25 protein-coding genes and 1 pseudogene are annotated in these 26,361 nt (G+C 65.2%); 13 read left to right on the forward strand and 13 right to left on the reverse strand.

Annotation, left to right across the window (positions count from 1 at the left end; translation table 11 throughout):
- Position 1 precedes the first annotated feature (1 nt).
- From ACQP1G_RS45305 to ACQP1G_RS45325, 5 genes and pseudogenes are all read right to left on the reverse strand, one after another.
- Entirely contained in the window at positions 2-847 is an 846-nt protein-coding gene (locus ACQP1G_RS45305) for an HAD family hydrolase (protein WP_433196813.1), read from the reverse strand.
- Positions 847-1,974: a cysteine protease StiP family protein gene (locus ACQP1G_RS45310; protein ID WP_433209418.1), complete on the reverse strand. Its 1,128-nt coding sequence runs from the start codon at positions 1,972-1,974 to the stop codon at positions 847-849. Before ACQP1G_RS45310 ends, ACQP1G_RS45305 begins: the two co-directional genes overlap by 1 nt.
- A gap of 413 nt (positions 1,975-2,387) precedes the next feature.
- Positions 2,388-3,581 (reverse strand): annotated as a pseudogene (locus tag ACQP1G_RS45315) (phosphoribosyltransferase family protein); the annotation flags it as partial.
- Positions 3,578-4,789, reverse strand: coding sequence for an HpcH/HpaI aldolase/citrate lyase family protein (locus ACQP1G_RS45320; protein WP_433196815.1), 1,212 nt, complete (start codon positions 4,787-4,789; stop codon positions 3,578-3,580). The gene ACQP1G_RS45320 and the pseudogene ACQP1G_RS45315, both read right to left, overlap by 4 nt.
- A 48-nt stretch (positions 4,790-4,837) precedes the next feature.
- Positions 4,838-6,055, reverse strand: a complete 1,218-nt coding sequence (locus ACQP1G_RS45325; RefSeq protein ID WP_433196817.1) for a hypothetical protein — start codon at positions 6,053-6,055, stop codon at positions 4,838-4,840.
- A gap of 143 nt (positions 6,056-6,198) precedes the next feature.
- Between ACQP1G_RS45325 and ACQP1G_RS45330 the strand changes: the two genes are divergently transcribed.
- The 3 genes from ACQP1G_RS45330 to ACQP1G_RS45340 all read left to right on the forward strand — a co-directional run bounded on the left by ACQP1G_RS45330 (position 6,199) and on the right by ACQP1G_RS45340 (position 8,834).
- A complete protein-coding gene (locus tag ACQP1G_RS45330; protein ID WP_327094937.1) occupies positions 6,199-6,774 on the forward strand; it encodes a TerD family protein in 576 nt (191 codons plus the stop codon).
- Between the two features lie 215 nt (positions 6,775-6,989).
- Positions 6,990-8,099: a DUF475 domain-containing protein gene (locus tag ACQP1G_RS45335; protein WP_433196819.1), complete on the forward strand. Its 1,110-nt coding sequence runs from the start codon at positions 6,990-6,992 to the stop codon at positions 8,097-8,099.
- A 117-nt stretch (positions 8,100-8,216) separates the two neighbouring features.
- A complete protein-coding gene (locus ACQP1G_RS45340) occupies positions 8,217-8,834 on the forward strand; it encodes a TerD family protein (protein WP_433196821.1) in 618 nt (205 codons plus the stop codon).
- Position 8,835: 1 nt separating this feature from the next.
- Here the strand turns inward: ACQP1G_RS45340 and ACQP1G_RS45345 are convergent, their stop codons facing one another.
- Positions 8,836-9,765, reverse strand: a complete 930-nt coding sequence (locus ACQP1G_RS45345; protein WP_433196823.1) for a DMT family transporter — start codon at positions 9,763-9,765, stop codon at positions 8,836-8,838.
- Between the two features lie 101 nt (positions 9,766-9,866).
- Here ACQP1G_RS45345 and ACQP1G_RS45350 point away from each other — a divergent pair, with 101 nt between their 5' ends.
- The gene (locus ACQP1G_RS45350; protein WP_433196825.1) at positions 9,867-10,403 is read left to right on the forward strand and encodes a CGNR zinc finger domain-containing protein; all 537 of its coding nucleotides are present in this window, start codon (positions 9,867-9,869) and stop codon (positions 10,401-10,403) included.
- 113 nt (positions 10,404-10,516) lie between these two features.
- Here the strand turns inward: ACQP1G_RS45350 and ACQP1G_RS45355 are convergent, their stop codons facing one another.
- Positions 10,517-11,968: a glycosyltransferase family 87 protein gene (locus ACQP1G_RS45355; RefSeq protein ID WP_433196827.1), complete on the reverse strand. Its 1,452-nt coding sequence runs from the start codon at positions 11,966-11,968 to the stop codon at positions 10,517-10,519.
- 292 nt (positions 11,969-12,260) lie between these two features.
- Here ACQP1G_RS45355 and rpsF point away from each other — a divergent pair, with 292 nt between their 5' ends.
- The 5 genes from rpsF (at position 12,261) to ACQP1G_RS45380 (ending at position 17,804) form a co-directional block, all read left to right on the forward strand.
- A complete protein-coding gene (rpsF, locus tag ACQP1G_RS45360; RefSeq protein ID WP_433196829.1) occupies positions 12,261-12,548 on the forward strand; it encodes a 30S ribosomal protein S6 in 288 nt (95 codons plus the stop codon).
- Between the two features lie 86 nt (positions 12,549-12,634).
- Entirely contained in the window at positions 12,635-13,174 is a 540-nt protein-coding gene (locus ACQP1G_RS45365) for a single-stranded DNA-binding protein (RefSeq protein WP_433196831.1), read from the forward strand.
- An 88-nt stretch (positions 13,175-13,262) separates the two neighbouring features.
- Positions 13,263-13,514, forward strand: a complete 252-nt coding sequence (gene rpsR, locus ACQP1G_RS45370) for a 30S ribosomal protein S18 (RefSeq protein WP_040697505.1) — start codon at positions 13,263-13,265, stop codon at positions 13,512-13,514.
- Positions 13,515-13,530: 16 nt separating this feature from the next.
- Complete coding sequence (gene rplI, locus ACQP1G_RS45375; RefSeq protein ID WP_433196833.1) at positions 13,531-13,983, forward strand: 50S ribosomal protein L9; 453 nt, start codon at positions 13,531-13,533, stop codon at positions 13,981-13,983.
- Positions 13,984-14,705: 722 nt separating this feature from the next.
- The gene (locus ACQP1G_RS45380; RefSeq protein WP_433196835.1) at positions 14,706-17,804 is read left to right on the forward strand and encodes a replicative DNA helicase; all 3,099 of its coding nucleotides are present in this window, start codon (positions 14,706-14,708) and stop codon (positions 17,802-17,804) included.
- Positions 17,805-17,895: 91 nt separating this feature from the next.
- On the opposite strand, the gene ACQP1G_RS45385 is transcribed toward ACQP1G_RS45380, so the two are convergent.
- The 6 genes from ACQP1G_RS45385 to ACQP1G_RS45410 all read right to left on the reverse strand — a co-directional run bounded on the left by ACQP1G_RS45385 (position 17,896) and on the right by ACQP1G_RS45410 (position 23,385).
- Positions 17,896-18,426 (reverse strand): dihydrofolate reductase family protein, encoded by a 531-nt coding sequence (locus ACQP1G_RS45385; protein WP_433196837.1) that lies wholly within the window; start codon positions 18,424-18,426, stop codon positions 17,896-17,898.
- 180 nt (positions 18,427-18,606) lie between these two features.
- The gene (locus tag ACQP1G_RS45390; RefSeq protein WP_433196839.1) at positions 18,607-19,368 is read right to left on the reverse strand and encodes an SDR family NAD(P)-dependent oxidoreductase; all 762 of its coding nucleotides are present in this window, start codon (positions 19,366-19,368) and stop codon (positions 18,607-18,609) included.
- 449 nt (positions 19,369-19,817) lie between these two features.
- Positions 19,818-21,206, reverse strand: a complete 1,389-nt coding sequence (locus tag ACQP1G_RS45395; protein ID WP_433196840.1) for a mercuric reductase — start codon at positions 21,204-21,206, stop codon at positions 19,818-19,820.
- 37 nt (positions 21,207-21,243) lie between these two features.
- Positions 21,244-21,429, reverse strand: a complete 186-nt coding sequence (locus ACQP1G_RS45400) for a hypothetical protein (RefSeq protein ID WP_433196841.1) — start codon at positions 21,427-21,429, stop codon at positions 21,244-21,246.
- A 27-nt stretch (positions 21,430-21,456) separates the two neighbouring features.
- The gene (locus tag ACQP1G_RS45405) at positions 21,457-22,029 is read right to left on the reverse strand and encodes an NADPH-dependent FMN reductase (RefSeq protein ID WP_433196843.1); all 573 of its coding nucleotides are present in this window, start codon (positions 22,027-22,029) and stop codon (positions 21,457-21,459) included.
- A gap of 660 nt (positions 22,030-22,689) precedes the next feature.
- A complete protein-coding gene (locus tag ACQP1G_RS45410; protein WP_433196845.1) occupies positions 22,690-23,385 on the reverse strand; it encodes an alpha/beta fold hydrolase in 696 nt (231 codons plus the stop codon).
- A gap of 379 nt (positions 23,386-23,764) precedes the next feature.
- Between ACQP1G_RS45410 and ACQP1G_RS45415 the strand changes: the two genes are divergently transcribed.
- The 4 genes from ACQP1G_RS45415 (at position 23,765) to ACQP1G_RS45430 (ending at position 26,351) form a co-directional block, all read left to right on the forward strand.
- Positions 23,765-24,028 carry a hypothetical protein gene (locus tag ACQP1G_RS45415; protein ID WP_433196847.1) on the forward strand — a complete coding sequence of 88 codons (264 nt, stop codon included), beginning with the start codon at positions 23,765-23,767 and terminating at the stop codon, positions 24,026-24,028.
- Positions 24,029-24,123: 95 nt separating this feature from the next.
- Positions 24,124-24,564 carry a hypothetical protein gene (locus tag ACQP1G_RS45420; RefSeq protein WP_433196849.1) on the forward strand — a complete coding sequence of 147 codons (441 nt, stop codon included), beginning with the start codon at positions 24,124-24,126 and terminating at the stop codon, positions 24,562-24,564.
- Between the two features lie 201 nt (positions 24,565-24,765).
- Complete coding sequence (locus ACQP1G_RS45425; RefSeq protein WP_433196851.1) at positions 24,766-25,173, forward strand: YciI family protein; 408 nt, start codon at positions 24,766-24,768, stop codon at positions 25,171-25,173.
- Positions 25,173-26,351 carry an RNA polymerase sigma factor gene (locus ACQP1G_RS45430; protein ID WP_433209420.1) on the forward strand — a complete coding sequence of 393 codons (1,179 nt, stop codon included), beginning with the start codon at positions 25,173-25,175 and terminating at the stop codon, positions 26,349-26,351. The genes ACQP1G_RS45425 and ACQP1G_RS45430 overlap by 1 nt, the downstream gene beginning before the upstream one ends.
- The last annotated feature ends 10 nt before the right edge of the window (positions 26,352-26,361 follow it).

The raw sequence follows: 26,361 nt of genomic DNA on the forward strand, positions 1-26,361 counted from the left end.
CTTACTCGGCGGATCCCGGGGCTGCCTTGATGAACCAGTTGATGATCTCCTCGCCCGCCAGAATTCCCGACGCACGGGTGATGGTGAGGTTGGGGTGGGTCCAGTTGAGTTGTTCGAGTTCGCCGTGGCGGGGGCGGATGGCGGAGTCGGCGGTGCGCAGCATTTCGGCGTCGAGGGCGCCGTCGCCCGCGGCGAGAGTCATCGCCGCATCGGTGAGTTCGCCGCTGTCGATCAGGCGGCGGCGGACCTCGCGGACCGCGTGGCTCTTGCAGACGGCCATGGGCATGGTGTAGATCTTGCGGCCCTGCTGGGAGGCCGACCAGCCGCGCGGGCGGCACCAGGCGTCCCATTCGGCGAGGAAGCCCGCCGGCACCTCCTTCGGCTTCACCACGAGGTAGGTGAACAGATGGTCGGCGATGCGGAATTTGGTGACCCAGGAGTCGTCGATGCGCGCGCGCAGTTCGGTATTCACCTCCGGTAGCGTCGCGCCGCTGGCCCGCACCTGCGCGTCGATATCGATGCGCCAGCGCATATCCGGTACGCCGTCGACCAGGATATTGCCGCCATTACTGGCGATCGCGTATCGCCAAGGAGCGCCGGGCAGTTGGATCCGCTCGAACTGCTTGATGGTCCGAGTGGTGGTGGGGATGACCGCGGCGGGTTCGGTCAGGGTCTGCATCCGCAGGGCGGCGGTGGTCGTCATGAACGACAGGGGCGCGCCCTCGAGATGCTCCACGCAGACCGTCGGCACGTCGGTCGCAGCATGGAAAGCGTTGCGCGAGTAGATCATCGTCCGGTCGAGATCGGTAGCGATCAGAGCATGTCTTCGTAGTTTTCGTAGGTGCATTACTGCTGTACGTCCTTGATCAATCCCATGCACGAGTAGGCGAGATCGGGTACGACCTCGACCGGAACACCGCGAGCCGCGGCGAGCAGCCGGATATGTGCGTGCTCGGGCGCATCCGGCTCACGCACCAACACCCGCCACGGCAGTCGTCGCAGCAGCACCCGAGTCGTTTCGCCGACACCGGGTTTCACGAAATTCACGCTGGCGACGCCGTACGCCTCGCGGACCTTGTCCACCGAGGCCCAACCGGTCCAGGTCGGGGTCCGGTCGGCAGCGCGCACGGCGGCCAGTTCGGCGGGTACGCGGGCGCGGACGGTATCGAAGGCCGCGCTCACGGTGTCGAGCAGGCGGCCGGATACGTCATCGCCCGCCAAATCGCGGTAGAACTTCGCGCCGTGGAACTCGCCGGGGCCGATCAACGTGTCGTTCAACACGGTGCGCGAAATCAGCCCGGAGACTGTCGAATTCAGGCAGGCCGGGGCGATGAGGAAGTCGTCGCGGGTGCCATAGGTGCGCACGCAATGTCCCGGATCGGCGAGTACCGCGAGCTCGTCGTCGAATCGCGCGCCGCCAGCGGCGTGATACGCATCGAGCGCTTCGGTGAGTTCACGGGTGATCGCGCCCTTGCCGGTCCAGCCGTCGACGAATACCACCGACGCCGGATCATGATGACGCGCAAGGTAATCCAACGCTGCGGCATCAATGCCGCGATCGCGCACGATCGACACCGCGTAATGTGGCACATCGAGGCTCGGCAGATCCGCCCCGCGCCCGCCGCGCAGCCAGCGCCGCATCAGAATCCCGATCGGCGTCCCGGCCCTGGCCAGTGACACCAGCACGATATTGTCACCGCGTTCGGCGATAACGAGTTCCGATACCGTAGCGACGGCGAGCGCAAGCCGCTCGGCACTGTCGGCGAGCACCTCGTCGAACAGCGAGCGATATGCGGCATCCGGCTGATATTCGATCGGCAGTGATTCCGCGTAATGCGCCGCACCGGACTGGATTCGGTGCTCGCGCTCGGCGACATCGGCTTCCAGGTCGACCTCGGACAGATCCTTCAACAGCCAGGAAACCTCGTGAGCCGCATACGATCCGAAGGCCGGGCCGTGTAGCGGTACCGGCAGCTGTAGTGCCGATTGCGGGGAGGTATTCGATTCCGGCACAGCGTTCGACCTCATAGCACTCTCGGTTCGGGCACGACGACGGCGATCGGTGTCGCGTCGCTGCGATCGGCGTGCAGCATTCGCGGATCCGCGCCCGGCAGCACCGCCAACAGGACGTCGGCGCCGGATGCGGTCAGCACATCGATCAATCCACTCTCGGAGCGCAGTTGAGCGGAATCCGCTGGCGCATCGATGACCACGACCAGAACCGGGTCGACCGCGACAGACCGCACAGGTGTCGTCGCTATGGACAGCTCCGCGTGTTCGAAGGCCTCCTCGCCCAACATCGCAACGTCGCCCAGCGCCGCACCCTCGCCCAGCGCCGGGTCGCCCAGCGCCGGGTCGCCCAGCGCCGGGTCGCCCAGCATCGCACCGTCGGCAAATGCCGGGTCGCCGAGCGTCGCGCTGTCGCCCATCGCCGCGAGATCCGACAACGCGTCCTCGATCCAGTGCGCGTTGTACAGATAGCGCGGTTGCGCCTCACCGGGTTCGGGTGCGATGAACCGGAATCCGCGCCGCAGTGGATAGCCGGGTTCGTCGAGTACATACGCGGGCGAGCGAGTGGTCGTCTGGAATCGTGTCGCGATCCCGGCCTCGGCGAGTTCGGCCGCCAATCGCAGCGGCAGGTACATCAGCTCTTCGTGCCCGAGCACGATCGCGGGCCGTTCGGCGAAATCCTCGGCGAGCCGAACCCGCAACGCCCCGGCCGCCTGCGCGAGCGCCGCCTCGAACGCATCGGTATCCGATCGCAGAATCCCGTGTCTGCCGCCCTCGGGCACCGCAGCGGGCCAGGGCAATTCGATCTGATCGAACGAACCACGCTGCGCCGCAGTCTGATTCAGTTCTGGATCCGGCATCGCGGACACCGTCTCGACCAGATCATCGGGCAGCAGGGTGCGCCCCGATGCCAGGCATACGGTGTCGATCCGCGCGCCCAACTCCTCGGCCGCCGCTTCGAACCGCGCCCGATCGGCCGCGGTCCGCATATCCACCAGCGACGCGAGCACATAATGCGAACGCGGCGAGAACCCGTGCAGTGCCCGCACCGCATCGATCGCGGTATCCCCGGTGGAGATTTCATCGTCGACGAGCACCAGCGGCAGATCGTTGACGAAGATATCTGCGGGCGCGGGCTGCAGCATATGTGAGGTGGCGTGCGAATGCCCCTCCTCGAATCCGGTCAGCGTCGCAGCGGTGGGCACCTCGCGACGGGTCGAGTGCAGATAACACCCGGCCCCGATCCTGGCCGCCACGCAATGCCCCAATCCCGTTGCCGTCTCGGCGAATCCGAGCACCACCGCCTCGCGCTCACCGAGTGCCGCACGCACCAGGTCACCGAGCCGATTTCCCGCGCCGAGTACCACTCGCGGATCGGTCGGCAGATGCTTCCCGAGCACGGTGGACACCAGCAGATGCGCACGGCGAGGATTGCGCCGCAGCCCGGGCTGGATCAGCGTCGCGATCGGCAGTTCGGCGGGCAGCACATCCACCGATCCGGCAGCACCGTGTGAGCGTTCGTGCCGTAGTTCGATACCCAAATTCCTGGTCGCCCAAGCATTCCCGCTCACTCGATCACCAATGCCGTCAGCAGATCGACGAACGAAACACCCTTGTTCGCGACACCGAAAACCCTGGCCCGCAATAGCGTCTGGCGCGCCCAACTGCGATGCGGCCGCATCTCGTTCATTTTGTTCCGATATCCCGACGCCGCCACCCCACCGACGTCGACCTGCAGAATATCCAGCGCGTCCGAATACTCTTCGTGCGTCACCACCGACAGCGCGTGCACCGCCGCCACATGCGACGGATGGATCACCGTTTTGCCCTGGATCCCATTGGCCCGGTCCAGTGTGATCTCACGTAGCAGACCATCCAGATCCCGGCTGACCAGATAACGCCGGAACGGCACCGCATCGGATTCCTCGAACGGCGCGGTCCGCAGCAGCGGCCGGAACATTCGCTCATGGTCGGCGAAGTACTCCCACACCGGCCCGGTGATCACAAAACCCGAGCCATCGGAACGCCCGAGGTAATTCACGATATCGGCGATGACGTCGGCGACCACTCGCACGTCGTAGATCGTCAGATCCCGGTCGCGGCGGATGCCGAAGGTCGAGCACATATCGGTCGCCCCGACGCGCACCGCGAGTATCCGCTCCCGGTGCTCGGCGAGCAGCGCCGCGATCTGCGTCAGCTCCTGATCACGGGTCTGGCGATGCACCAGCGCCGCCGATTCGAGTACCGGCATGCCGTACACCGGCCGGCTCAGCCGCTCCCCGGCCGCATCGAGCGCCGCGAGATATTTCGGCCCGCTCGCACTGTCGAACTTCGGGAAGACGAATCCGGTCAACACCGCTGCACCAGCGCCGAGCTGCTCGACGATCTCGGTGACGGTATCCACGTCCCGAACCCGAACGAACAGCAGCGGGTTCGGATCAGGGCTGTCCGCAAGCAGATTCAGCGTCGCGACGGTCTGTTGTTTGGCGAACTCCACCTCGTGATCGGCGACCGCGTCTTCGAGATCGATGACCATCGAGCACACTCCGCGCGCGGCCCGCCGGCTGATCGTCACGGCGAGATCCGGCCGGGTCGCCGGTGCGTACAGGGTGGCGCCGAGTGCGAGCGCAAGCAGTTCCCGGTCGGCGTGATCGCCGAACGGTTCGGGTTGTCGATGGAAAAGGCGCCGTGCCTCCGGGCCGTGCAGCTGCCGGAAATGGCGCAGTGGCAATTGCTTTCGCAGGGAGATCTGTTGCTGGACGGCGATGCCCGCGGTCATCGTTGCGCTGTCCTCATCCCTCGTGGTGGTGGCCGCATACCTCTGGCCTCATTCTCGTCGTGGTCCTGCTTGTTTTCTCATTCGATCCACTACCCCGGCTACGAACTCCGCGACGGCATCCAATTCGGCCACATAGGCCCAGTAGTCGGGGTGACGCCCCGACAGGTTTTCGGTGATTCGATCGATTCGGTCGACCTGTGCATCGAGCACAGATCCCCATTCGTCGACGAGCCCACGGCTCACCGCGAGCATTTGCGCGTCCCGCAGCCGAAATCGTACGGCCTTGGCCTTCTCTTGCGGATTCTCACGGACCTCGCGCAGCAATGTCAGCCGTTTGGTGACAGCGTCTACCTTCTGTTCTGCCTCGGCGAGGTAGCCCCGTGCGGATGTGGTCAGCTCAAGTGCAAACTCCGGATTGTTCTCGGCCGCCGCCGCACGTGCCCGGACCAGGGCAGCGTCGGCGGCATTTACGGCCTGTTGACTGTCCTGCCCATTGTTAGCCAGATCCGCCGAACTCGCAGCATTGAACTCCCGGAGCAACTCCGAGTAGGCGGGCGCCAACCGCTCGCCACGGGTGCGCATCGCGGCCATTCTGGTGCTGACCGAGGTAATTGCGTTGGCCGCGGCCGCGGCACGGGATGGGGCCTGCGCCAACGCTTCTGCCAGCGCTTTCGTCGCCGATTCCAGACGGGTGGCGGCCGCACGGACGGTCGCCGCCGGCACCTCGTTACCGAGGGCCTCCAGTGTGAGCAGCGACTCATCCACCGCGGCGGCGTACTGACGTACCGAAGGGTAGTCGGCGTATTCGGATTCGGCGGCCTGCCTGCGAACACCCGCCGCCGCGACCTTCACCTGATGAGCGAACTGCGGCACCGTGCCGAGCACCGCGACCGCGTGCTCGAGTTGGGTTCGGTTGCCGCGATAGAATTCGTCGACGGCGCGGGCCGCGTCGGTCAACTGCCGGACCAGGGTGTCCACCCGCGCCTGCCCCTGTGGCATCGACGTGCTGTCGCGCTCGGCATTGTCCAATTCCTCGGTCAATGTCAGATACGCGCCCGCCGCGTCATAACACCGGCTCCGCACGGGTTCCCATTGCGTACTCATCCGCCGCTCCGGGAACACCTGCTCGCTGGCGTGTACCGCGGCCTCGGCCGCGCTCTGACGCTGATCCATATCGAGAAACGCGGCCGCCACTGTCGACCGGGCTTGCGAAATCCATTCGTTGTTCCCGGACGACCGGAACCATCCACGCCTGCGGCCTGTCACGCCCCGATGGTAGGCGGTGTACCACTTCGCCGGGGTTACCTCAGTTCCTACGCAAGTCCGGTGAAACCTACTACTGTCGTAAGGCGTACCCGGCGATTCGGACATGCTGGGAACCTCAGACGTCTATTGAAAGGGAACCCCGCATGGGTGTCAGTTTGTCCAAGGGCGGCAATGTCTCGCTGACCAAGGCGGCGCCGAACCTTACCGCTGTCTCCGTCGGGCTCGGGTGGGATATTCGTACGACCACCGGCACCGACTTCGATCTGGATGCCAGTGCGATCGCGACCGGGGCGGACAAGAAGGTCGTGTCCGACAAGCACTTCATCTTCTTCAACAACCTCAAGTCGCCCGAGGGCAGCATCGAGCACCTCGGCGACAACCTGACCGGTGAAGGTGAAGGCGACGACGAGGTCATCAAGGTCGACCTGGCCAACACCCCGCCGACGATCGAGAGCATCTTCTTCCCGGTCTCGATCTACGACGCGGACACTCGTCAGCAGTCGTTCGGCCAGGTGCGTAACGCCTACATCCGCGTTGTCGACCAGGCCAACGGCACCGAGCTGGCCCGCTACGACCTGTCCGAGGATGCCTCGACCGAGACCGCGATGGTCTTCGGCGAGCTGTACCGCAACGGCGCCGAGTGGAAGTTCCGCGCCGTCGGTCAGGGCTACGCCTCGGGTCTGGCCGGTATCGCCCGCGACTACGGTGTGAACGTCTAAGGAGCAGGTCGCTCGAACGATCAGCGCAGGGGGCCCGGCGACGGGCCCCCTGTCCGCGTCCACGGAACGATTTGCCACAGCGCACCGTTGGACAATCGACGGTTCCGCGTTCACGCTGGAACCATCATCGCCACCGCGGGTTGCACGGCCCTCGGGTTACATCAGCTAAGGGCGCTCGGACAAACATTCGACCGCCGCACGGAAAGGGTCTCCGCGTGGTTCTGCGAATTTTCGGGATGTCCATCGGCGTCACGGTGATATCGCTCATTGTGGCGTTCCTCTACGGCGGGCCGACCGCGCTGGCGCTGGCCGCGATCCTCGGCGTGCTCGAGGTATCGCTGTCGTTCGACAACGCCGTCATCAATGCCACTGTGCTGGAACGGATGAACGAGTTCTGGCAGAAGATCTTCCTCACCATCGGTGTCGTGATCGCCGTATTCGGTATGCGGCTGGTCTTTCCGCTGGCCATCGTGTGGATCACCGCGGGCCTGAACCCGGTGAAGGCCTTCGACCTCGCGCTGAACCCGCCCGCCGATGACGCGCTGGTATTTGCGGACGGCAGCCCGAGCTACGAGAAGCTGCTGACCGACGCGCATCCGCAGATCGCCGCATTCGGCGGCATGTTCCTGCTGCTGCTGTTCCTGAACTTCATCTTCGAAGAGCGCGAGATCACCTGGCTGTCCTGGCTGGAGAAGCCGCTGGCCCGGCTCGGCAAGCTGGACATGCTCTCGGTGGTCGTCGCGAGCATCGGATTGGTGCTGACCGCGGAGCTCATCGCCACCGACGAGGAACGCGCCACGGTGCTGGTCGCCGGTCTGCTCGGCATGATCACCTACATCGTGGTCGACGGGCTCGGTTCGCTGTTCCACACCGAAGAGTTCGAAGAAGGGGCCGACGGCGGTCCGTCCCAGCTGGTCAAGGCCGCTGGAAAGGCCGCATTCTTCCTGTTCCTATACCTGGAGGTACTGGACGCGTCGTTCTCCTTCGACGGTGTCATCGGCGCCTTCGCCATTACCTCCGACCCGATCATCATCGCGCTCGGCCTCGGCCTGATCGGCGCCATGTTCGTCCGCTCGATCACGGTGTACCTGGTGCGCAAGGGCACGCTGTCGGAGTACGTGTACCTGGAGCACGGTGCGCACTGGGCGATCGGTGCGCTGGCGGTCATCCTGTTCGTCTCGATCGGCGTGCACATCAACGACATCATCACCGGCCTCGTCGGCGTGGCGTTCATCGGCGCGGCGTTCATTACCAGCATCATTCGGAATCGGGGCGAGGATGCCGACGAAGTCGAGAGCGAACGAGAGGTCACCCCGGTAGGCTGAATTTCGGCACGTAGCCGAGGAACTCGAGCGGCGGATCTTTTCGAGCGACCTGCAAGCAGTCGCTAGCGGCGGCCCATCTGGCCGCTGCCGCTTCTCTTTCCCGAGGGGGGAATGGCGATGGCGAACAACACTCCTGGCGTGAATCTGTCCAAGGTGACCCTGTCGAAGGCCACGCCGAGCATCACACTCACCAAACCCGGTGACCAGCAGGGCATCATGCGGGTCAACCTGAACTGGTCCAGCGGTCCGAAGGGCTTCTTCCGCAGATCCAAGGCCGTCGATCTGGACCTGGGCTGCCTGTACGAACTGTCCAACGGCGCCAAGGGTGTGGTGCAGGCCATCGGCAATAATTTCGGCTCGTTGCAGTCCGAGCCGTTCATCCAGCTCGATGGCGACGATCGCAGCGGAGCTTCGGCGAGCGGCGAGAATATGCACATCGATCTCACTCGGCCCGAACTGTTCCGGCGCATTCTGATCTTCGCCTTCATCTACGAGGGCGTGCCGAACTGGGCCGCGGCCGATGGTGTGGTCACGCTGTTTCCGACTTCCGGTCCGCAGATCGAGGTCCGGCTGGACTCCCCGGTGAACGGTGCGCGTTCCTGCGCGATCGCCCTGCTGCAGAATCAGGGCTCGGGCATCACCGTGCACCGGGAAGTGAACTACATCAACGGTGCTCAGCGGGCGATCGACGAGGCGTACAACTGGGGCATGCAGTGGCATGCCGGTCGTAAGTAATTCACCGCACGGGCACGGGCTGCGGTTGCTCGACCACGGGCGTTGGGCGACGCGAGGCGAACACCATGCCGACCAGTCCGACGCCGAGTCCGGCGGCGGCCAGGGGATGCAACGGCTGATCGATGAAAAGCCAGGCCAGAATGGCGGTGACCGCCGGGGTCGCGAAGAACAATCGGCCGACCCGCGTTGCCTCCCAACGCTTCAGCATCGCGTTCAACAGCAGGAATGCGACCATCGAATTCACCAGCACCATCCAGGTGAGCGACTCGGCGAATCGCGTCGCATCCCAGATATGCAATTGTCCGGTGCCCCAAGCCAATACGCCCGCGACCGGTGCGCTCGCAGCCATATGGATCGCGGTCGCCGCGCGCGAATCGACCTGCGGGACGAAGCGCTTCTGGTAGATCGTGCCGACACTCAGGCCGAGCAAACCGACCACGCATAGCAGCAGACCGACCAGCGACATACTCGATTGATCGAGCACGGCCAGCCCGACGCCGACACCGCCGATACCGAAGCCGAACCACTGTCGCACGGTGACGGTTTCGCCGATGAATCCGGCGAGCAATGCGATGACCACCGGATTGAGCCCCTGCACCAGGGCGATGATCGCGGCCGAGACGTGCAGGCTCATCGCGGTGTAGAAAGCGCCGAACTGCACGATCTGCATCAGCAATCCCGCGACGACGACATGTTTGAGCTGGCCCCCGCTGGGCCAGCGCGCGTGAATCACGGTGGTGTACACCGCGAGTAGGACCGCGGCGATGGCGAACCGCGCGAACAACACCATCATCGGCGGTGCGGCGCCGACGCCGACGACTCCCGCGATGAAGGCGCTGCTCCACAGCACGACGAACAGTGGTTGCATGCCCGCTGCTAGCGATGGCTTGCCGGTCGCTCGAAATAACGGGTCCAAGAGCTGCGTCTTCACGTGCACTCCTCGATCGGCCAGCACAGGCCGGATAACCATCTAAGACGGTTATTAACTTCGCATCTTTGCGGGTAACCTGTCAAGGTGGTTACTATGAGAGGGTGTTCGTCTTCGTGAGCGGTAACCTCGCCTTGGACTTCGCAGGCACGGTCAAGGCCCGTGCCACGACGTTCGACGACTTCCTCGGCACACCAGCGGATCTCGACACCTGGCTGCGCGCCGCCGACCTCCTCGACACCGCACCGCACTGCGACACGGCGATATTCGACCGCGCCGTACGCCTGCGTGAAGCGGGCTATCGACTCGCCCTGTCTGCCGCCCGCGACGAACCAGTCGCCGACGCGGACCGCGAGATCGTCAACGAACTCGCCCGCGGCGCACTCCCCCGGCTCACGCTGCGCTCCGATGCGACGATCACCCGCCACGGCGATCCGGACGCGGCACTGGCCGCGATCGCCCGCTCCGCCATCGAAATGCTCGGCGGCCCCGAACGCGGTCTGATCAAAGAATGCGGGCGCATCGAATGCACCCGCCTGTACCTGGACACCTCACGCGGAAAGTCGCGCCGCTGGTGCGATATGACCATCTGCGGCAACCGCGCCAAAAGCGCCGCCTTCCGCGCCAGACACACCGACTGACCGTCTCGCTCAGCCGCCGGGGCTGAGACGCGATGGTGTGGGCGCGGTCGTGGCACATTACGAACATTGATGCTGCCGGTGGCTGATCCAGCTGGGGAGCACGGGTGCGGGAACTAGCCGACGGGGACGAGGCTGCCGGATTCGAACCTGGGTATCGGCGGCGGTGCGAGCCGGGTTCCGCGCGGCATGGCCCGCACGAATACGAAGAAGAACACCACGAGGAGAACGGCACGCCCCCACACGCCGAACTGCACCACGTTCTCCATCGAATCCACCGAGGTGCCGGATCCGATCGAATAGAAGTACCGGAACACCCCGATCCCGATCGCCGCATCGGCGACCAGGTAGGCACCGATCGCCGGCCACGGCACCTCGAGCAGCACCAGGAACGGAACCAGCCACAGCGTGTACTGCGGCGAATGCACCTTGTGGAACAGCAGGAACCCGCACAGCATCGCGCCGCTGACCCCGATCCACGGGAAGGCGCCGGTCCGTGTGAATCGCTTCCAGCCCAACCACATCGCCAGCGCGAACGAGGCGAGTACCAGCGTCGGCGATGCGATCGACACCACATGCTGAAATGCGGTCTCGCTCGCGACGTCCTGGCCGAACATCTGCCGAAGTCCCCAGTACCAAATGGAATTCGTGGTGATATCGGCCTGCCGCAATTGCTGGAAGGTGATCGATGCGCGCCAGCCCTCGTAACCGGCGAATGCGAAAGGCAGATTCACCACGATCACCGTGCCGATGGCGGCGCCCGCGGTCATCAGTGCACCGCGCACATCCAGCCGAGTCGGCGTCGGGCCGTCCATATCGCGCTGACCGCCGGTGAGCACATAGGCCAGCAATGGCAGGACGAAGATACCCGGATACAGCTTGAGACAGAACCCGATGCCGAGCAGTACGGCGGCCAGAATTCCCCTGGTGCGCAACGAATATCGAGTCAGCGCGGTCACCACGTACACCGCGGCGACCGCCATACAGACCACGGGGAGCTCCCAGTTGTGGAATGCGTAGAGCACCAGCGGCGGCCCCGCCGCCCACAACAGCGCCGCCCGCCCGGCCAGCCGGACCAGCAGCCACGCGGTCAGCAGGGCGAACGGCGCCAATAATAATGCCGAGTGCAGCAGGAATTCCGCGTCGTTATCGGCGCCGACCGCGCCGAGCCACATCAATACGCCGCTGAGCACCGGATATTCGACCGCACCGCCGGTCAGCGCGCCGTCATCGGTAATGCCGCCGTCGATATAAGGAAAGACATGCTGGTCGATATCGCGACCCAGCCACAGAAATTGGATATCGGAATAGCAGACATCCGAATCCTTGATCACGTCGAAGGTCGCACTGCGGCCATCCTCGCCGAACGGCGCACCCGCGCAACGCGCCTTGTTCAGATAGGCCAGCGCCAACGTCAACCCGCACAGCAACACCACCACCGCCGCCAGGGCCGCGCTGCGGGTCACGACTCCGCTGTGCCCCGCAGGGCGACTGCGCTCTTGGTTCGCTCGCTGCGCTCGCTCACGACGCCCCGCGATCCTGTCGCGGGCGGCGAGTCCGGTCGGCATGCGCACCACCCTAGGCGGCCGGACTGCACAACGCCCATGTTCCCCCCGCTGGAGGGTCACATCGACTGACTTTCGTGCGCACATGGGCAACTCGTCGGGCACGCCGAGAACCGGCTCCGGTCCCCACCGACAACCCGCGACGAGACTCTCGGCGCTGCCACCGATCGGGGGAGGCAGGGCAGCTTCGCTGGTGAGTGGGCGTTCATGTAGCCTTGTCGGGTTGCTGACGCAACGACCCTCCTGCCACGGACCGTCCGTGGCCGTTTCCTAGTCCACAGGAGGTGATTGGTCCGTGCGTCATTACGAAGTGATGGTTATCCTCGATCCGAGCCTGGACGAGCGCACCGTTGGTCCGTCTTTGGAGAACATGCTCAGCGTGGTTCGTACCGATGGCGGCAAGGTCGACAAGGTCGATATCTGGGGCCGTCGTCGGCTCGCCTACGAGATCGCCAAGCAGGCCGAAGGCATCTACGCGGTGGTCGATCTGACCGCCGAGCCCGCCACCGTGAGCGAGCTCGACCGCCAGCTGGGCCTCAACGAGTCGGTGCTGCGCACCAAGGTTCTGCGCCACGGCAAGTGACCCTCGATTGCGTCGGAGCCTATCTCTAGGCTCTAGCGCAACAGGCGAGTGCACTTGCGGACTGCACACCGAGCAGGAGGAACCACATGGCAGGCGACACGGTCATCACCGTCATCGGAAACTTGACGGCCGATCCCGAACTTCGATTCACGCCCGCGGGCGCTGCGGTGGCGAATTTCACCGTCGCATCGACTCCCCGCGTGTTCGACCGTAATTCGAATGAATGGAAAGACGGCGAAGCGCTGTTCCTGCGCTGCAACATCTGGCGTGAAGCTGCGGAGAATGTCGCCGAAAGCCTGACCCGAGGCGCCCGTGTGATCGTGAGCGGACGACTGAAGCAGCGCTCCTACGAAACCCGCGAGGGTGAGAAGCGCACGGTCGTCGAGCTCGAGGTCGACGAGGTCGGTCCCTCGCTGCGTTACGCCACCGCGAAGGTCGCCAAGGCCAGCCGCGGCGGCGGGGGCGGCGGCGGATTCGGTTCCGGTGGCAGTGGCGGTGGCAATTTCGCTCCTGCCGGTGGTGGTGGCGGCAGCCGTTCCGGCGGCGCCGACGAAGACCCGTGGGGCAGCGCACCTGCGGCGGGCTCCTTCGGGGGCGGCCGCGTAGACGACGAACCGCCGTTCTGAGAACGGCTCACATCGGCCCGAATTGTTCCGTAGCGACTGCATGCAGATCGCTCGAAACAATCGGCCCATCATTGATTACGGAGTAACCATGCCTAAAGCGCCCGCGCGCGAAAAGGTGCTGAAGAAGAAGGCTTGCACCTTCTGCAAGGAAGCCAAGTCCGGCACCGTCAATATCGATTACAAGGACACCGCCCTGCTGCGGAAGTACGTCAGTGATCGCGGCAAGATCCGCGCTCGCCGGGTCACCGGCAACTGCGTGCAGCATCAGCGCGACGTCGCCGTTGCCGTCAAGAACTCGCGTGAGGTGGCCCTGCTGCCTTACGTGTCGACGGCTCGCTGAGAAGGGAGACATCGCCATGAAGTTGATTCTGACTGCTGATGTGGACAACCTCGGTGCCCCCGGCGACACCGTGGAGGTCAAGGACGGCTACGGCCGCAACTACCTGCTGCCGCGCGGTCTGGCCATCGTTGCCAGCCGTGGCGCCCAGAAGCAGGTCGAGGGCATCCGTCGGGCCCAGGACGCGCGCAAGGTGCGCGACCTGGATCACGCCAATGAGCTGAAGCAGGCCATCGAGGGCCTGGAGTCGGTTTCGCTGTCGGTCAAGACCGCGGGCACCGGCAAGCTGTTCGGCTCGGTCACCCAGTCCGACATCGCCGCCGCCATCAAGACGGCCGGTGGCCCGGTGGTCGACAAGCGCAGCATCGAACTGCCGAAGTCGCATATCAAGACGGTTGGCAAGCACAACGTCGTGGTGCACCTGCACCCCGACGTGGTCGCGAAGTTCGACCTGCAGGTCGCCGCGAACTGAGTTCATTCGAAGGCCACTCTTGTGTTCCGGCACAAGGGTGGCCTTCGACTGTGCGGCGTCGGTCCACAGCGTGGTCGCGGCCCGGATTCATCCATGCCGCACGCTGGGTAGCTAAAAGTTAGCGAATGGCTGGAACGGTGATCTGGACCATTCTCAGCAAACCTTGCTATCGGCTCTACCACCTGTTATTCGACTTGTGGATCGTCGAGAAAACCAACCGGCCGCAACGTGATCCGGTCCATACCCGTAGTACACACTCTGTTTACCCAACACGCCCGGCTGTTCAACTAGACCGACACGCCGACACTTCATTCATCCACACGTCGATAGATTAGGAAATCGATATCTATCAGCGCATTTGAATGGGGTGACCTGGGTTTTCCCCAAGTAGTACACAGGGGGTGCACATCGTTGGGTAAACAGTCCCCAACTTATCCACAGGTATGTGCACAGCGCGGTTTGGCGAGTCCCCATCGGGTCGCCTAGGTTCGTCGCATTGTCATGAACGAACCTCCGGATCGTCATGATCCGGGAGCTGCCACACCGGTTTGCTGGAACCGCAGGTGAAGGCCCGTGGACAGGGGCTCGCACGCCGTGGTTCGACGCCGGACGTGTCGGTACCCGGGAGTACAACGAGTGATCAATAGGGTCAGCCGGTAGGCGGCGTTTTCGAGCGATCTGCACGCAGGCGCGCAAGCGGTGAGAGAGGACGGTCGAGTCAGGTGACTACCACCGATGACCGCGGGCACACGGACTACCCGCCCGAACCGCCCGGCGAAGACTTCGGCCGTCAGCCCCCGCACGATATGGCGGCCGAGCAGTCCGTACTGGGCGGCATGCTGCTGAGCAAGGATGCGATCGCCGACGTCGTCGAAGTGCTGCGCCCCGGCGACTTCTACCGCCCGGCGCACCAAGCGGTCTACGACACCATCCTCGATCTTTACGGCCGCGGCGAACCCGCCGACCCGGTCACCGTCGCCGCCGGTCTGGACCGCCGCGGCGAACTCAAGCGCATCGGCGGACCGCCCTATCTCGTCACCCTCACCCAAACGGTCCCGACCGCCGCCAATGCCGGTTACTACGCCGAAATCGTTGCGGAGAAGGCGATCCTGCGCCGCCTCGTCGAAGCGGGCACCCGCATCGTCCAATACGGCTATGCGGGCGCCGACGGCCAGGACATCGCCGAGGTCGTCGACCGCGCCCAGGCCGAGGTCTACGAGGTCACCGAACGCCGCACCACCGAAGATTTCATGCCACTCGAGGAACTGCTCCAGCCCACGATGGACGAAATTGATTCCATCGCCTCCCGCGGCGGCATCTCCCTCGGCGTCCCCACCGGCTTCACCGAACTCGACGAACTCACCAACGGCCTACACCCCGGCCAGATGATCATCGTCGCGGCCCGCCCCGGTGTCGGCAAGGCCCTCGCGCTGGACACGCCCCTGCCCACCCCGACGGGCTGGACCACCATGGGCGAGGTCCAGATCGGCGACGAACTCCTCGACGCCAACGGCCGCCCCACCCGCGTGCTCGCCGCGACCGAGGTGCTGACCGAACGCCCTTGCTACGAGGTCGAATTCTCCGACGGCACCGTGATAGTCGCCGACGAACAGCACCAGTGGCTCACCATTGCCGGGCCGGCAGGCGCGCGCGCCGCCGCCGTACGGACTACCGGCGAAATCGTCCACAGTGTGCACCTCGCGGACGACAGCCCGAACCATCTCGTGCCGACCACCGCGCGCTCGAACGCCCGCCACATTGTGGATGTGCGAAAGATCGACACCGTCCCTGTGCGCTGCGTCGAGGTGGACAACACCGACCACCTGTACCTCGCCGGCGCGACGATGGTGCCGACGCACAACTCCACGCTCGGCATGGACTTCATGCGCAGCTGCTCGATCAAACACGGCCTGGCGAGCGTCATCTTCTCGCTCGAGATGAGCCGCACCGAAATCGTCATGCGTCTGCTCTCCGCGGAAGCGAAAATCAAACTGGGCGATATGCGTTCGGGCCGCATGAGCGATGACGACTGGACGAAACTGGCGCGCCGCATGAGCGAAATCAGCGAAGCACCACTGTTCGTCGACGACTCACCGAACCTCACCATGATGGAGATCCGAGCCAAGGCGCGCCGCCTGAAGCAGCGCCACGACCTCAAACTCGTTGTGGTGGACTACCTCCAGCTGATGACCTCGGGCAAAAAGGTCGAATCCCGCCAGCAGGAAGTCTCGGATTTCTCCCGAAACCTGAAGCTCCTCGCCAAGGAACTCGAAGTCCCGGTTATCGCGATCAGCCAGCTGAACCGAGGCCCCGAACAACGAACAGATAAGCGCCCCATGGTCTCTGACCTGCGCGAATCAGGCTGCCTCCCGGCTTCTACGCGAATCCTGCGCGCGGACAACGGCGGCGAGACCACCCTGGGAGAGTTGATCGCCAGCGGCGAACAGCCCCTCGTATGGTCGCTGGATGAACGCATGCGCATGGTCGCGCGGCCAATGGTGAAGGTCTTCCCCAGCGGACGCAAAGAGGTGTTCCGTCTCCGCTTGGCCTCAGGACGGCAGGTCGAAGCCACCGGCAACCATCCGTTCCTGACAGTCGATGGCTGGATCCCGCTCGAAAAGCTGTCGGTCGGTGACCGCCTCGCGACACCCCGCCTTGTCCCCGGGCCCGTGCATACCAGCCGGATGGCGGACGCCGAGGTAATCCTGTTGGCACACATGATCGGCGACGGCTCATGCGTCAAGCGCCAGCCGATCCGCTATGCCAGCATCGACGAGGAGAACCTCGACGCGGTGACTGCGGCGGCCCGGCACTTCGGCGTGGCTGCGGTCCGCGACGAGTACGCGGCTGCCCGTGTCACGACACTCCGGTTGCCTGCGCCCTATCAACTCACGCACGGTAGGCGCAATCCGATCGCCGCGTGGCTCGACGAACTCGGACTCTTCGGGCTGCGAAGCTATGAGAAGTTCGTTCCGCAGCAGGTGTTCTCGCTGCCGAACGATCAGATCGCGCTGTTCCTGAAGCACCTGTGGGCCACCGACGGCTCGGTGCGCTGGGACGCCAAGGAGCGCCAGGCTCGCGTCTACTATGCCTCGACAAGCCGTCGTCTCATCGATGACGTGGCACAACTGCTGCTGCGTCTCGGCGTGCATGGACGAATCAAGAACGTCCGCAAGGCGGGTTACCGAGACTGCTGGCACCTCACCATCGATGGGTCGGAGAACCAGACCACCTTCCTGCGCGACATCGGCGTCCATGGCGCACGCGGACGCTCCGCGCAATCGGCACTCACCGAGCTGGAACCGATGGTGCGCAACACAAATGTCGACACCGTCCCCAAGGAAGTCTGGACCCAGGTCCGCAGCCTGCTCGCCACCAAGCACATGACCCATCGCGAATTCTCGGCTGCCATCGGGTCCCGCTTCTGCGGCTCCACAATGTGGAAGCGCTCACCCAGCCGTGCCCGCCTGGCCCGGGTGGCCGCCGTCCTCGACGACGCCGATATCGAGATGCTCGCCACTAATGACGTGTTCTGGGACAAAGTCGTAGAAATCACCAGCACAGGTGAACAAGACGTCTACGACGGAACCGTTCCGGGAACACATAACTTTGTGGCACAAGGGATTTCAGTACACAATAGTTTGGAACAGGATGCCGATATGGTCATCCTGTTGCATCGCCCGGATGCGTTCGAACGCGACGACCCCCGCGGTGGTGAGGCCGACCTGATCGTCGGCAAGCACCGTAATGGACCGACCGCGACCATTACCGTCGCGCATCAGCTGCACCTGTCCCGTTTCGTCGACATGGCTCGCGGCTGATCGGAAAGTGTAGGTCTCGAGCCGCGCTGCATAATCTCATGGTCGATTTCGTGTCGACTTCATGCATGAAGCGCGGCGTGAGACAGCACTGTCAGTGCTGCGGCCGCACTCGATAGACAATCTCCACCGCACCACCGTCCAACGGCCGCGAACTTTCGAATTCCAGGTCGGTCTGCGGATTCAGCGATTCGGTCAGGCGCATGCCGCTGCCGACGAAGAACGGCAGGACCACGAGCTCGAGTTTGTCAAGAACACCGAGGACACGATAGGTCTCGATCGTGCCGGGCCCGCCGATGAGATGGATATCGCCACCGCGATTGGCCGCGCGGATCTTCTCCAGTAGCCGCACCGGATCGTCGTCGACGGTGACATCGTCGGGGGTTCCCTCGGGCCGGTGCGAGCCCAGCACGAAGACCTCCAGATCCGGCCAGGGCCAGCGATCGGCGGTGAGCGCGGGTTCGAAAGTGGTGCGGCCCATCAGGGCGGCCTCACAGGTCCGCAGGAAGTCGGCGATGCCGTGACTGCCCGGAGAGTGCACCGGATCGATTACCTGAGGCGGCCAGCCGTCCGGAGTCGTCACATAGCCGTCGGCAGTCATGCACAGTCGAGCCAGGATCCGCACGAGTTCATCCCTTCTGTCGAGTCACAGAAGAGACGATGCCTACCGTCGAAATTCATCGGCGGCAAGGGGAAGAGCCTGACCGGGATCGTTCAACAGATCCGGGACCGTCTTCCCAACCGAATGGGGCGCTGATCTGTGATGACCGATCCACGAGAAGCGTTGGTGGCGTTGTTGAATCAGTCACCAAACCCGCATGCCCCCGTCCACGACGAGGTCGACACCGGTCACGTATGAACTCTCGTCGGACGCGAGGAAAAGCGCGACGTTCGCGACCTCCTCGGGCCGACCGAACCGACCCAGCAGCGTCCGGCCGACCATGGCGCTGGTCCACTCGGCGTCCGCCAACTGCGCCTCGGTGGCCTTGCTCTCGATCAGGCCGGGCGAGATCGAGTTGACGCGGATCCCATGCTCGCTGCCCTCCAGCGCAAGTTGGCGGGTCATTCCGATGACCGCCGCCTTGTTCGCGGTGTGTGACAGAGACGGGATCTGCTTGAAGCTGAGCGAGCCGTTGAGCGAGGCCATGTTCACCACCACTCCGTGGCTGGCCTTCAGCCAGGGCCAGGCGGCGCGAGTGAGGTAGAAAACCAGGTCGACCTCGTCCCGCCGCGCGCTGTCCCAGTCGGCGTCGCTGATGTCTTCGAGGCGGTCGAAGTAGGCCCGACCGGCGAGGTTGAACAGCACATCGATCCCGCCGAACCGGTCCATTGCGAATTTCACCAGCCGCGCGCATTCGGCGGGATCGCTCAACCGGCACGGCTGCAGCGACACCATCTCGCCACCGGCGGCGCGCACCAGTTCGGCGGTCTCCGCCGCCGCCTCGACTGCCACGTCACACCCGACGATCAGTGCTCCTTCCCGGGCGAACGCCAGGGCGGTGGCGCGCCCCATGGCTCCGCCCGTGCCGGTGATCACGCAGATCTTTCCCGCAAGCCGACCCGACATCTCAGTGTCCTTCCTCAATAATGGCGAGCCTTCGGTGGTCAACCTTCGCAGATCTGCTCACCAAGCTCGCCAACCTGCGAATTGACCGAGGAGATCAAAGCCCTTCGAACACAGCCCGCGCTGGCCCACTGCCAGCGCCGAGCCGATCAGATCACTGCGACGAAGACACCATGCACGGCAGAAACCCAGGTCAGGCCGAATAAAGACGACAGAGGCGTAGGGACCATGTATTCGATCCGGCGTTTGGGGTATCGGTGTGCCGGCCTCCGACCGCGAACGACGCCTACCGCCCGCCCTACACCGTCGACGGCGTGGCGGTGTCCCTGATCGGCTGGTGCGCGCACCGCTAGCGGGTGGAGCGAACCGGCGCCGGTGCGCTGCTGCCGGTGCCCAACCGGAGCTTTCGCTGTCGAGCGGCCTGCGCTGCTGGCTGCGAGACAAGTGCCGCCTCAGGTGTCGAACATCGCGAAGAGGGTGTTGAGGCCTTCCGCCAGGAGCGGGTGCGTAAAGATCGCGTCCGCCATGGCGGTGTAAGTGAGCTTGCCCAGCATGGCGACCTGGATCATCGTCATGATCTCGCCGCCCTCACTGCCCAGGACCGCGCAGCCCAGGATCTGCCCGTTGTCCGCGTCGATGACGGCCTTCATGAAGCCGCGCGTCTCCCCGGTCTCGATAGCCCGGATGACGGCGCTCATCGGGAGCTTCGCCACCCGAATCGCTCGCCCTTGCGCCCTGGCCTCGCGCTCAGTCATGCCGGCGCGGCCGAGCTGCGGGTCGATGAATACCGTGTAGGGGACGATCCGGTCCCGCGTGCTCGCCTTCTCGTTCCTGATGAGGTTGGCGTGCAGAATGCGGTAATCGTTGTAGGAAGAGTGGGTGAAGGCCGGGCCGGCCGTGACGTCCCCCATCGCGTAGACGCCACGGACACTGGTTTCCAGGTATTCGTCGACCTCGATGAAGCCGTGGTCGTCGAGACGGATGCCGGCCACCTCGGCGGTGAGCGCCTCCGTATTCGGAACGCGGCCGATGGCCGACAGCAGATGCGAGCCTTCGAGCTGTCGCTCACCGCTCTCCGTGCGAATGCTCAGCCGCACGCGACCGCCATCAGCCGGATCAACCCGGACCGGCGTCGACGAGGTCGAGACCGTGATCCCGTCATCGCGCAAGATGATGGCGACCTCGTCCGAGACGTCCTCGTCCTCGTTCTTCAGCAGGCGCGCGGCCCTGTGGATGATGGTGACCTCGCTGCCGAACCGGCGGAACATCTGCCCGAACTCGAGCCCGATGTAGCCGCCGCCGAGGATGATAAGGTGCTCCGGGAGCTGGTCCAACTCCATGATCGACGTCGAATCGAGCACGGGGACCTCGCCCGCGCCGGTGATCGCCAGCGGCCTGGGCCGGGCGCCGGTGTCGATGACGACCAGCGGGGCGCTGATCTGCCGCGTCCCGCCGTTCGGCAAGGCGATCTCGACCGACTTCGGCCCCGTGAAATGAGCTTCGCCTTCGATCAGGTCGAGCCCCTCCTGCGTCAGGCGGCTCGCGTAGTTCTGCCGAGCCCCGGCGACCATGGCCCGTTTGCGCTCTCGCACCGCGGCCAGGTCCACCGATACCGGACCAATACGCACGCCGTACTCCGCGCCCCGGCTCGCCTGGTAGGCGAGGCGCGCGCTGGCGACCATCGTCTTGGTTGGGGTGCACCCCCTGTTCACACAAACGCCGCCGAGTTGGTCACGCTCGATGAGCGCCACCTTTCGGCCGGCCTTCGCCAGCTCGATGGGAAGGAACCGGCCGCCCTGGCTGGTCCCGATCACGATAGCGTCGTAGTGCTGATCGGCCATTTACTTCTTCTCCCCGTGCCGTCTTCTGCATCCGTCACTAGCTGTCGTCGTGGGGCGAACCCACATCATCGGCTGGTCCCCGGGCCAGGTCGCGATCGACGATCACCGCCACCTTGCTCACTCGGACGCGGCCCGCCTTCTGCGACTGCGGTCCCGCATTGATTGCCGCCACGGTGCTGTCGATTTTCTGGCCGATGTGCGCGACGAATCGCCGGTACGGCACGCACGCGCCACCGGCCGTGCGGATCGGTCAGTCGAGTTGGGGGACCACGCTGTGGACGCGGGCGATAAAGGTGGCGAAATCCGCCATGAACCCGCTGAGGAACTGCTTGGTCGAGTCGTCGAGAACATCGCCGTCAGGGGTGAACAGGTCCGAATGGAATTGGATGTAGGCCTCCGGGGAATTCATCTGCGGGGAATTGCAGTAGCCCAAGACGCTGCGCAGACTGAGTTGAGCAATCGCGGTGCCGAGCTTGCCCGGCGAGGCGCCGATGACCGCGGACGGCTTGAGTGTGAACGAGTTGTCGCCCCACGGGCGGGTGGCCCAGTCAATGGCGTTCTTCAGCGCGCCCGGGATCGAGCGGTTGTACTCCGGCGTCACGAACAGCACGGCGTCGACGGCGGTGATGGCCGCCTTGAGCGCGCGACCCTGCGGCGGGTAGTCGACGTCGTAGTCGCGGTTGTACAGCGGCAGATCCTTGATCGGAATCTCGGTAAACGTCAACTGTGGTGGCGCCAGCCGGATCAGAGCCTTGGACAGGATCCGGTTGATGGATTCCCTGGAGAGACTGCCGACGATGTAGCCGACCGTGTAGGTACTCACGCGTTGCCTCCTGACCAGAGGGGTGTCCGGTGTTGTACGGAGTGCCAGGCGTCCTCGACGCGCGGCGGTTTCGACGAGAGTGCACGGTCAAGTTAGCACTTCACAGTGGTCGCGTGGCCCGAGTAGCGGCGCGTGTGCCGGTGGCCTCCGCTGGCCGAATCGCCACGATGTTTGCCACAAACTCCGTTGGCGTCGTCACCAGTTGGCGGGCAGGTGTCGAACTCGCCATCGCCGGAACCGGGGCGTTGCGGCCAGATCGAACAGTGTCCAGAGCGGCTCCACTGTGTCGGGATGCCCCGGGTCCTGCTCCGGATCTTCCCCGTTCCCGACGCCGTGAAGACGCGCTGACGCTGCCGGCCCACATCCAGAGCGCCGACGGCTACTACTGCGTCACTTCCGACCGGAGCGTCCCACGGGCATGAGCACACCGTCCGACCAGGCCCAACAAACCTCTCCCCAAAACAATTCAGACGTCGGAAGCAGCTGTGCCGCCGGGATATTCGGGGCAGACAAGCAGGTGCGCGCCTTCGTGGAAGGTGCGCACCCGGTGTCGACGGTAGGTCGAGTCAGCTGACTGCCGCCCGCACGACAAAAGTGGTGCAGCCACTTGAATTCCTTGTCAAACCCCTGGTGAAGGGTGTTCCCGCTGTTCGAGGCCGATTATGCCCCTTGGCAGGATTTCGCCGCGGTGAGGATCACGTCGATCACCAGGCCGGGCTGGGACAGCATGGGGACGTGGCTGCTGTCCGCCTCGTAGGTGCTGGCGTCCATGCGTTTCGCACAGAAGCGCTCCAGCTCGGGATGCACGGTACGGTCGTTTCTGCCCACGATGTACCAGCTCGGCTTCGACTTCCATGCGGTGCCCGCGACCTTCTGGTCGAAGAGGTCCGCGGCGGGCACGCCCTGGGTCGCCAGCACGAGTTGCTGCTCCGCTTCGGAGAGATCGCCCGCGAAGCACTCGATACCGTCCGGTCGCAACCAGATTCGACCCTCGGCAATCTCGATGTGCGCGAACACATCCGTTGTGGGGAACTTGGCCTGCAGACTCTGCGACGTCTCGTCCTCGTCCGGGGCGAGCGCGGCGATGTAGACGAGTCCCGCGACACGGTCATCGGTCCCCGCGGCCGTAATGACGCTGCCGCCGTACGAGTGAGCGACGAGGATGGCCGGGCTGCTGACCCGGCCCAACGCCCGCTTGACCGCGGCGACATCACCTTCCAAGGTGTCGAGGCTGTTCTGCGCGGACACCACCTCGTGTCCCTTTGCCTGCAATGTGGGAATCACCTTGCTGTAGCAGGACCCATCGGCCCACAAGCCGTGAGCGAATACAATGCTCGGTGTGGTCGGCGTCGACATGATGCGCACCCTTCCTCGGCACGAATCAGCCGGATCCGCACCGCACTAGGTTGGATCTCCGTCTTCGAACCGTGACGGCCGGATCGACCCCCACAGCCATCATCGTCCTCCCACGGCCCGCACTGGGGCCGAACTTTCGCGAGGTTCAGTCCCTCGAAGCCGTTGCATCGCCAGTAAGCGCGAGCTTGTCATGCCCCATCACCGCCGGTGGCCGGTCCGGTCAGATCCGACGTTGCGCCGGTCCGGCGACGGTATCGGACCACGATCATTGCGTCTTGTCAGAGAGTGCAGCGGGTTCCGGCCGGTGGGGATTTCAGGGTGGTCAGGTAGGTGCCGACTGCGTCGCCACGCAGCCGCTGCTGCCGGACAGGGCGATGGTGTGTTGTTCACCTTCGACCGTGCGCACGGCGCCGCCGAGGGCTTCGGTGCGGGCCGGGCCATAGAGGTCGCCGTCATGCTGAAGAAGGTCGGTGCCGGACGCCACGGTGTCCGCGCCACGGCCTCCATCGACTCGACCAGCCGCATATCGAGCGATCGCCCGGCGGGTTGGAGAGGTGTCGATGCCCGGCAGGACGTCGTGACCACGGACGGTGCGGAAATGCCACCGAATTCAGACCGACAACGTCGCCACGGCGCGCGATAAACCGAAAACGACGAGGTCGGCCATCTGGTGGGCCGACATGAATTTCAAGAAAGGGCCCGACGAGGTCATCGATTCTCGACCAGCCGGCGATTGCCATGGGCGCGCGCGTGGCGGGTGCGCTCGGGTTGCTCGTCGCAATCCTTGTCGGCACCGCACTCGTCGATCGGGTCGACCTGCCCCTCGCGGCGTTGACCGCCGAGACTGTAGTTCTGCTCCTGGCGTGTATGGCCCTGCGTCTTCGATCCAGTGCGGCCGGCGAGGATCACGTGGCGAAGGACTGGGCGATCCTCGAGTCGGCGATCTTCGCCACGCCGGTTGTCTGTCTCGCCCTGTTCGCCACCTACGCACTGTTCTGGCCACCGGCGATGGCGTTCTACTGTGCGGTGCTCGCCGCGCCGGTGGTTGCCCTGTCCATGGGCTACTTTCCGATCGCTTTGTTGCGGCGGAGCCACGCGGACACAGCCCCTCGCAGTGTCGTACTGGAGCAACCCCCGGCCCACATCCTGATGTCGGCTGAGGAAATGCCGGGACATTGAGACAGATTGCGGCGGCCACACCGTGGGATCGGTTCGAGTAGGTCCGCACTGAATAGGACCCACGACCGGATTCGATCGATCAGCACCCGGGCAACGCCACCGGCCCGAGAAAGTTCGGCGGCGGATGTCGAGAACGTCGTGGCGGCTCCGTCCCAGGGGTGAACGACCAACTAGGGTCGCAAGTCCCGAAGGGAGAATGTCATGGCCAAGTACCTGCTGCTCAAGCATTACCGAGGTGCCCCGGCGGCTGTCAGCGACGTGCCGATGGATCAGTGGACGCCTGCCGAGATCGAGGCGCATGTGCAGTACATGGACGATTTCGCGGCGCGTCTGGAAAACAGTGGCGAGTTCGTCGACAGTCAGGCGCTCGCGCCGGAGGGGGCCTGGGTCCGCTCCGACGGCGAGGGCAAGCCCCCGGTGACCGACGGCCCGTTCGCGGAGACCAAGGACCTGATCGCGGGCTGGGTGATCATCGACGTCGACTCGTACGAGCGCGCCGTCGAGCTGGCCGGCGAGTTGTCCGCGGCGCCCGGTGCGGGCGGCAAGCCGATCCGCGAGTGGCTCGAAGTTCGGCCCTTCCTGACCGCGCTGCCTACTTTCACCGAGTGATGGCGGCCGATGCGGTGGACGAAGCCGGGCTGCGGGACCTGATCCCCGGCGTCTTGGCGGCCCTCGTCCACCGCGGGGCGGACTTCGCGACCGCCGAGGACGCCGTCCAGGAGGCACTGGTGCGGGCTGTCGAGACGTGGCCGAACCAGCGCCCCGACGACCCCAAGGGCTGGCTGATCACCACGGCGTGGCGTCGCGTCGTCGATCTCGCCCGATCCGATATCGCGCGGCGCCGCCGCGAGCTCCGGGTCACCGACGAGCCACCGCCCGGACCGACCGCCTCCGTGGATGAAACGCTGCAGCTCTACTTTCTGTGCGCGCACCCGAGCCTCACCCCCGCGTCGGCCGTCGCCCTGACACTGCGGGCCGTCGGCGGCCTCACCACCCGCCAGATCGCGCAGGCGTACCTCGTGCCCGAAGCGACGATGGCCCAACGGATCAGCCGGGCCAAACGCACCGTGCGCAATGTCCGGCTGGATCGTCGCGGAGACCTGCGCACCGTGCTTCGGGTTCTGTACCTGGTGTTCAACGAGGGGTACAGCGGCGATGTCGACCTCGCCGCGGAGGCGATCCGGCTGGCCCGGCAGTTGGCCGCGACTGCCGACGACGTGGAGGCTGCGGGACTCCTCGCCCTATTCCTGCTCCACCACGCGAGACGTCCGGCCCGGACGCGCGCCGACGGCAGCCTGGTGCCGCTCTCCGATCAGGACCGCGACCTGTGGCGGCGCGACCTGATCACCGAGGGCGTGGCCGTGCTCCAGGCCGCGCTGGCCCGCGACCGGCTCGGGGAGTACCAGGCGCAGGCCGCTATCGCCGCCCTGCATGCGGATGCGCAGACCGCCGACGAGACCGACTGGGTGCAGATCGTCGAGTGGTACGACGAGCTGGTCCGCCTCACCGACAGCCCGGTTGTGCGGCTCAATCGCGCCGTCGCTGTCGGTGCGGCGGACGGACCGCAGGCGGGGCTCGCCGAACTCGCCGAACTCGACCCGATGCTCCCGCGGTACACCGCGTCGGCCGCCTACCTCCACGAGCAGGCGGGCGATATCGCCACGGCGGCGCAGCTCTATGTGGAGGCCGCCGCACAGGCGCAGAACCTCGCCGAGCGCAACCACCTCACGCTTCGGGCGGCCACCCTCCGCCACCACCTCTCCGGCGAAGGCGGGGTTCGCGGTTGACCGCGGCAGG

Source organism: Nocardia sp. CA-107356, assembly GCF_050946365.1.
In the GTDB taxonomy this organism is placed as follows: domain Bacteria; phylum Actinomycetota; class Actinomycetes; order Mycobacteriales; family Mycobacteriaceae; genus Nocardia.

Coding starts and splice junctions, on each gene's coding strand:
- ACQP1G_RS45425 (WP_433196851.1), top strand. CDS start 24,766: ATGGCCAAGTACCTGCTGCTCAAGCATTACCGAGGTGCCCCGGCGGCT.
- ACQP1G_RS45430 (WP_433209420.1), top strand. CDS start 25,173: ATGGCGGCCGATGCGGTGGACGAAGCCGGGCTGCGGGACCTGATCCCC.
- ACQP1G_RS45340 (WP_433196821.1), top strand. CDS start 8,217: ATGGCGAACAACACTCCTGGCGTGAATCTGTCCAAGGTGACCCTGTCG.
- ACQP1G_RS45410 (WP_433196845.1), bottom strand. CDS start 23,385: ATGTCGACGCCGACCACACCGAGCATTGTATTCGCTCACGGCTTGTGG.
- ACQP1G_RS45420 (WP_433196849.1), top strand. CDS start 24,124: ATGGGCGCGCGCGTGGCGGGTGCGCTCGGGTTGCTCGTCGCAATCCTT.
- ACQP1G_RS45305 (WP_433196813.1), bottom strand. CDS start 847: ATGCACCTACGAAAACTACGAAGACATGCTCTGATCGCTACCGATCTC.
- ACQP1G_RS45390 (WP_433196839.1), bottom strand. CDS start 19,368: ATGTCGGGTCGGCTTGCGGGAAAGATCTGCGTGATCACCGGCACGGGC.
- ACQP1G_RS45395 (WP_433196840.1), bottom strand. CDS start 21,206: ATGGCCGATCAGCACTACGACGCTATCGTGATCGGGACCAGCCAGGGC.
- rpsR (WP_040697505.1), top strand. CDS start 13,263: ATGCCTAAAGCGCCCGCGCGCGAAAAGGTGCTGAAGAAGAAGGCTTGC.
- ACQP1G_RS45355 (WP_433196827.1), bottom strand. CDS start 11,968: ATGCCGACCGGACTCGCCGCCCGCGACAGGATCGCGGGGCGTCGTGAG.
- ACQP1G_RS45365 (WP_433196831.1), top strand. CDS start 12,635: ATGGCAGGCGACACGGTCATCACCGTCATCGGAAACTTGACGGCCGAT.
- ACQP1G_RS45330 (WP_327094937.1), top strand. CDS start 6,199: ATGGGTGTCAGTTTGTCCAAGGGCGGCAATGTCTCGCTGACCAAGGCG.
- rplI (WP_433196833.1), top strand. CDS start 13,531: ATGAAGTTGATTCTGACTGCTGATGTGGACAACCTCGGTGCCCCCGGC.
- ACQP1G_RS45320 (WP_433196815.1), bottom strand. CDS start 4,789: ATGACCGCGGGCATCGCCGTCCAGCAACAGATCTCCCTGCGAAAGCAA.